At 73.0% G+C, this 5,702-nt stretch carries 4 protein-coding genes and 1 pseudogene; 4 read left to right on the forward strand and 1 reads right to left on the reverse strand.

All coding sequences use genetic code 11. The annotated features are described in order from the left end of the window. The 4 genes from WH07_RS33670 to WH07_RS33685 form a co-directional block, all read left to right on the forward strand. On the forward strand, window positions 1–295 hold a 295-nt coding region (locus WH07_RS33670; protein WP_046508590.1), incomplete at its 5' end, for a DUF6643 family protein. A 37-nt stretch (window positions 296–332) separates the two neighbouring features. Continuing rightward, window positions 333–1,193 carry an MOSC domain-containing protein gene (locus tag WH07_RS33675; protein WP_046508592.1) on the forward strand — a complete coding sequence of 287 codons (861 nt, stop codon included), beginning with the start codon at window positions 333–335 and terminating at the stop codon, window positions 1,191–1,193. A 242-nt stretch (window positions 1,194–1,435) separates the two neighbouring features. After that, window positions 1,436–2,044, forward strand: coding sequence for an Rv1733c family protein (locus WH07_RS33680; RefSeq protein ID WP_046508598.1), 609 nt, complete (start codon window positions 1,436–1,438; stop codon window positions 2,042–2,044). 302 nt (window positions 2,045–2,346) lie between these two features. Next, on the forward strand, window positions 2,347–4,758 hold the full coding sequence (locus WH07_RS33685; protein ID WP_046508594.1) for a right-handed parallel beta-helix repeat-containing protein: 2,412 nt from the start codon (window positions 2,347–2,349) through the stop codon (window positions 4,756–4,758). A 10-nt stretch (window positions 4,759–4,768) separates the two neighbouring features. Here the strand turns inward: WH07_RS33685 and WH07_RS33690 are convergent. Then, window positions 4,769–5,702 (reverse strand): annotated as a pseudogene (locus WH07_RS33690) (hypothetical protein); the annotation flags it as partial.

The raw sequence follows: 5,702 nt of genomic DNA on the forward strand, positions 1-5,702 counted from the left end.
GCCCTCCGCGCAGCCCGCCGCCCCCTCGTACGGCAACGGCTACCAGCAGCAGCCGATGCCGCAGCCCATGCCGCTGCAGCACGCGCCCGCGCCGTACATCCCGCAGCAGGCGCCGCCGCGCGGTTACCCGGCCGCCCAGCCGCAGCCGCCCCAGCCACCGCGTCAGCCGCAGCGCCCGATGCCCGCCACGGGGTACGAGGCGATGCGTCCGGCGGCGGCTCCGCGCCCGGCGCCCGCGCCGCCCACACAGTACGACGATCCGTACAACAGGCCGTACCAGCCCCGGGGGTACTGACAGCGCGCGGGACCGGGGCCGCTGACAGGATGGCTTCATGCCGAAGCCGCCTCATCAGCCCGTCCACGCCACTCTGCACACCTTGCGGATCCATCCGGTCAAGTCGATGGCCGGCTGTGCGCCCGGGCGCGCGCTCGTCGAGCCCTGGGGGCTCGCCGGGGACCGCCGCTGGACACTGATCGACGGCACGGGAAAGGTGGTCACCCAGCGCCAGCAGCCGCGGCTGGCACTCGCCCGCGCGGAACCGGAACCGGACGGCGGGGTCCGGCTGTACGCGCCCGGCCTTGAGCCGTTGACGGTCGGGGTGCCGGAGCCGGTGCGGGGCGGCACGGTCGAGGTGGACATTTTCGGGACACGGGTCGAGGCGGTGCCCGCCGGGCAGGACGCGCATAGCTGGGCGAGCAGTTACCTCGGGGTGGAGGTCAGGCTCGTCCATCTCGACGCGCCCGCCTCGCGGCGGCCCGTCGATCCGCTGTTCGCGAGGCCCGGGGAGACGGTCAGCTTCGCGGACGGTTTTCCGCTGCTGGTGACGGCGCTCGGTTCGCTGGACGCCCTCAACTCCCTGATCGCGCGGGGCGATCACAAGGAGGAGGGCCCGCTGCCGATGGACCGGTTCCGGCCGAATCTCGTCGTCGCGGGGACGGAGGCCTGGGCCGAGGACGGGTGGCGGCGCGTCGCCGTGGGGGAGGTCGTCTTCCGGGTCGCGAAGCCGTGCGGGCGGTGCGTGATCACGACGACGGACCAGCGCACCGCCGAGCGCGGCAAGGAGCCGCTGCACACCCTCGGGCGCCATCGCCGGATCGACGGGCGGCTGATCTTCGGGCAGAACCTAGTGCCCGAATCCACCGGCACGGTCCGGGTGGGAGATCCGTTCACGGTCCTCGAACGGGACGACTGACCGACGGGACGACCGGCAGCAGCCGGGACAGCCTGGACGGTCCGGACGGTCCGGACGGCCGAGAACCGCCCCTGCACGAAGGCCTCCCGCCCGGCACACCGCCCGCGTCCGGCCCCGGACACTCGGTGCACGAACCACTGAGTGCAGGGGACAATGAGGTGAGCTTGCTCTCTCTTCGCTCTCTTCGCGCGTAAACCGTGCTCCGTAAGGCTAAAACGGACACGGAAGGGGGTGTGAGGACTGTGCGCACCGTAACCGGACTCTGGCGTTGGCGGCGCAACCCCCTGCGCAGGGGCACCGATCTGATCGAGGCGTGGGTCGCGCTGGCGGCGGTGGCGCTGCTCGCCGTGGCGGTCCCCGCGGTCGGCTGGTTCGGCGGCAGGGCGGTCGACGCGTCCATGCGGCAGACGATCGGACGCCAGCACGAACAGCGGCACCGTACGACCGCCGTGGTGGTACGCGGCTCCGCGGACAGCCATGTCCGCGCGTTCGACGCCGAGTCGGCGAGGGAGCACGATCTCGGCCGCCGGGTGGTCGCCAACTGGTGGGCGGCGGACGGCAGTAAGCACACCGGGACGGTCTCGGCGCCGCTGCGCGAGCCCCGCCCCGGCGACACCTTCCCGATCTGGGCCGACCACCGCGGCAGTCCGGTCAAGGGCCCGATGAGCGCGGAGACCGCGCGTCTCCATGCCGTACTGGCCGGATTCGGTATCGCCGTGCTATCCGCCGGGCTGGTGGAGTGCGCCAGACGGCTGGTCGTACGGCACTTGGTACGGCGGCGGTACGAACGGCTCGACGAGGCCTGGGCAGAGGCGGGCCCGGACTGGGGCCGTACCGGCGCGGGCAGCTAGGGCCTCTCGTTTGGAATCTTGCTGGGCTCGCGTTCCGGAAGCCCCGTCCGGCCGGGAGCCCCGTCCGGCAGTCCGTACGCCGGACGAGGCCGGCGCACCATGCGCCCCATCAGGCGCTCCCACCCCCGGCGAGCATGGCGAAGTCCCGCCCACGAGCTGCCGGGACCAGCCGCTCGCGTCAACTCGGCGCTGTCATGCGCGCTACGGTGGTGCCGCACGGTCCCGCCCCAGGTCCTCTGCGGGGCCGGGGCCCCGGACGGCACAACACGCGCACACGCACGAGGTGGGGGCACAACAGCGCCATGGCACAGGGCACGGTCCAGGTGACGCACACGGGAACTTCGCGTTGGCGTCGCCGCACGGGCGAGTACACCTCCCTCGCCGCCGCCCTGGAGGCGGCGGGCGACGGCGACATCCTCACCGTCGCCCCCGGCACCTACCGGGAGAATCTCATCGTGGCGCGCGCCGTCACGCTGCGCGGTCCCGAGGGCTCGCTCGGCTCCGTCCGTATCGCGCCCGCCGACGGTGTGCCGCTGACCGTCCGTGCCTCCGCCACCATCCAGGACCTCCATGTGGAGGGCCAGGACGCCACATCGCCCGCGCTGCTCGTCGAGGACGGCACGCCCGAGCTGACCGAGCTGCGGGTCGTGACCCGCTCGGCGGCCGGCATCGAGGTACGGGGCGCGGCCCGGCCCACCGTACGGCGCTGCACCGTCGACAATCCGGCCGGTGTCGGCATCGGCGTACTCGACGGCGCGGGCGGCGTGTTCGAGGAGTGCGAGATCGTCGCGGCCGGGCAGGCCGGCATCTCGGTGCGCGGCGGCGCACACCCCCGGCTGGAGCGCTGCCGGGTCCACCACGCCTCCGGCGCGGGCCTGTCCGTCACCGGCGAGGGCAGCGGCGTGGAGGCGGTCGGCTGCGAGGTGTACGAGATCAAGGGCACGGGTGTGCAGATCGCGTCCCGCGCCGCCGCCCATCTCACCGACTCGTCCGTGCACCGCACCTCGGCCGACGGCATAACCCTCGACACCGACGCCGTCCTCACCCTCTCCGACTGCGACATCCACGACATCCCCGAGAACGCGGTCGATCTGCGTTCCCGCTCGGTGCTGACCCTGACCCGCTCCACGGTGCGGCGCTTCGGCCGCAACGGGCTCTCCGTCTGGGACCCGGGCACCCGTGTCGACGCCAACCAGTGCGAGATCCACGACAGTACGGGCGACTATCCGGCCGTGTGGGTCAGCGACGGCGCGACCGTCGTCCTCGACTCCTGCCGCGTGCACGACGTGCCCGACGCGCTCTTCGTCCTCGACCGCGGCTCGCGCGCCGACGTCGTCGACAGCGACATCTCCCAGGTGCGGAACACGGCCGTGTCGGTGAGCGACGGCGCGACCGCGCAGCTCGACGACTGCCGGATCAGGGAGGCCTCGACCGGCGCCTGGTTCCGCGACCACGGCAGCGGCGGCACCCTCAACTCCTGCACCATCGACGCCGTCCAGACCGGGGTCATCGTCACCAAGGGCGCCGATCCGACCATCGAGCGCTGTACGGTCACCTCGCCGGCCGAGGCGGGCTTCTATGTGTCGGCCGAGGGCCGCGGCACCTTCCACAACTGCCGTGTCACCGGCAGCGGCGGCTATGGCTTCCATGTGATGGACGGCTGCCGCACGGTGCTGACGCGGTGCCGTACGGAACGGTGTGCGCGCGGCGGGTACGAGTTCCCGGAGGACGGCCCGACCGTCGAGGACTGCACCAGCGACGAGAGCGGTGTCCTGACGCCGTCCTCCGAGCCGCCCACCGTACTGACCGCGACCCAGACCACCGGTCTGCTGGGGGCGGTCCCCGCGCAGCCCGCCACCGTGACCGCGAAGCCCGCGGACGCCGCCCCGCCCACGGCGCCCGCGCGCTCCTCGGAGGACGTCCTCGGCGAACTCGACGCCCTGGTCGGTCTGGAGAGCGTCAAGCGGGAGGTGCGGGCGCTCACGGACATGATCGAGGTCGGCAGGCGCCGCAAGGAGGCGGGCCTCAAGGCCGCCTCGGTCCGCCGCCATCTCGTCTTCACCGGCTCCCCCGGCACCGGCAAGACCACGGTGGCCCGGCTGTACGGCGAGATCCTGCACTCCCTCGGAGTGCTGGAGCGCGGCCATCTCGTCGAGGTGTCCCGGGTCGACCTGGTCGGTGAGCACATCGGCTCCACCGCGATCCGTACGCAGGAGGCCTTCGACCGGGCGCGCGGCGGAGTGCTCTTCATCGACGAGGCGTACGCCCTCTCCCCCGAGGACTCGGGGCGGGACTTCGGCAAGGAAGCCATCGACACCCTGGTGAAGCTGATGGAGGACCACCGGGACGCCGTGGTCGTGATCGTCGCCGGGTACACCGCGGAGATGGAGCGCTTCCTGACGGTCAACCCCGGTGTGGCGTCCCGTTTCTCACGGACCATCACTTTCACCGACTACGATCCGGCGGAGCTGCTGCGGATCGTGCAGCAGCAGTCCGAGGAGCAGGAGTACCGGCTCGCGGACGGTACGGCCGAGGCCCTGGTGAAGTACTTCACGGAGCTGCCCAAGGGCCCCGCCTTCGGCAACGGCCGTACCGCGCGCCAGACGTTCGAGTCGATGGTGGAGCGGCACGCGGGCCGGGTCGCCCAGTTGCCGGAGGCCAGTACCGACGATCTGACCCTGCTCTACGCGGACGATCTGCCCGAACTGCCCTGAGAAACCGGCGTCATTGAGTCGGCCGCTCGATGGGCGTCTCGGTGGGCTCCTCGGCCGGCTCCTCCGTGGTCCGCTGGTGGGGCACCGCCGGCGGGGGCAGCCGGTCGAGCAGCGCGGCCCGTTCCGCCGCGAAGGCGGGGTCCGCCTGGTAGTCGGAGTGGCCGAGGACCGGCTCGGGCAGCGGGCGCAGCGCCGTACGGCCGAAGACGAGCGGGTCCTTGAACGGCTCGCAGTCCACCTCGGGCCGGCCGTCGTGGGCGGGGACCCTGACCGGCCCGCCGATCGGGTCGGTGACCCGCCACAGATTACGCCAGCAGTGCACCTCCCTGCTCAGCTCGCCGAGCGGCCCCGCGCCGAAGTACGCCGGGAACCAGCGCCCGTACAGCCGCTCCAGCGGTGACCCGTACGTCAGCAGCGCCACCCGGTGACGTACGGCGGCGGGCAACTGCCAGACGGCCGCCGCGGCCAGCACACTGCCCTGCGAGTGGCCCGAGAGGACGAGCCTGCCGCCGGTCGTCCCGGTCCAGGCCGCGATCCGCCAGGTCAGGTCGGGGACGGCGCGCTCGGCGTAGCAGGGCGGCGCGAAGGGGTGGGCGGCGCGCGGCCAGAAGGTGCCGACGTCCCAGAGGATGCCGATGGTGCGCCGGGCCGAGGCATCGCGGTAGGCGCGGCGGCCCCAGGTGACGAACAGGATGAAGCCGAGGCCGATCAGCCAGGAGCCCACCGACTGCGCGATGTCGGCGATGGACTCCAGGAACGAGTCGGTGCCCTTGGCCGCCTGGCCGGGCACCTCGCCGCTGAGCCAGGAGCCGACGAGCGCGCCGGTGCCGAGGAGCAGGGCGGCACCGGAGATCAGGCCGACCAGCCAGGGCACGGCGTCGGTGAGCCCAGCCGCGGCGCGGGCGCCCGCGACCTGCCGGGTACGGGCGGTGTCCCTGCCGGTC

It is taken from the genome of Streptomyces odonnellii, from assembly GCF_000981895.1.
Lineage (GTDB): Bacteria > Actinomycetota > Actinomycetes > Streptomycetales > Streptomycetaceae > Streptomyces > Streptomyces odonnellii.

Bases quoted from the DNA above. Each gene is read 5' to 3' on its own strand.
- WH07_RS33685 (WP_046508594.1), top strand. From the start codon at position 2,347: ATGGCACAGGGCACGGTCCAGGTGACGCACACGGGAACTTCGCGTTGG.
- WH07_RS33675 (WP_046508592.1), top strand. From the start codon at position 333: ATGCCGAAGCCGCCTCATCAGCCCGTCCACGCCACTCTGCACACCTTG.